Raw genomic sequence first — 591 nt, forward strand, 5'->3', positions numbered from 1 at the left:
GTCCTTGAGCGGCACGACGTAGAGCCCGTCCTTGGGCCAGAGCGCCGTCTCCCAGGAGGTGGACCCGATACCGACACGGACGGGGATCATGCCCCAGCCGTAGGTGACCGCCGACGAGACTGCCTTGATGCTCGCGCTCTCGGCCGCCGGCACCGTGACGAAGTGGTACGGCGCCGGACCGCGCCAGTGCCAGACCTCGCCGGTGATCTCCAGCTCCATGCCGCTGCCCACCGCGCCAGGATCCCGGTCGCGGGCGCGCGTGTCGACCGGACCCACCGGCGCCGAGACCGTCACGTTGCGACGAGACCGGCAGTTGCGAGTGACGGTCTCGTCGCAACGTGACGGTCTCGGCGCCGGGCGGTGGCTGCGGTCAGTCCTCGAGCGACTCCGCGATGCGTGCGATCGCCGACAGGCGGCGGTCCCACTCCGCGCCGATCGCCTCGAGCGCGTGTGCCGTCTGGCTCAGGCGGGAGCCCAGGGCGCGGTAGCGGATCTCGCGGCCGACGCGCACGGGTTCGACCAGGCCCGCGTCCGAGAGCACGACCAGGTGCTTGGCGATCGCCTGCCGGGTTACCGGGAAGACCGTCGCCA

1 protein-coding gene and 1 pseudogene are annotated in these 591 nt (G+C 72.1%); both read right to left on the reverse strand.

The genetic code is table 11. From position 1 onward, the window contains the following. Positions 1-294: DUF1905 domain-containing protein (locus AC1DPN_RS19510; RefSeq protein WP_477086441.1), on the reverse strand; the 294-nt coding region annotated here is incomplete at its 3' end. Positions 295-370: 76 nt separating this feature from the next. Further along, positions 371-591: pseudogene (locus AC1DPN_RS19515) on the reverse strand (transcriptional regulator); the annotation flags it as partial.

The organism is Cellulomonas sp. P4_H4 (genome assembly GCF_056400865.1).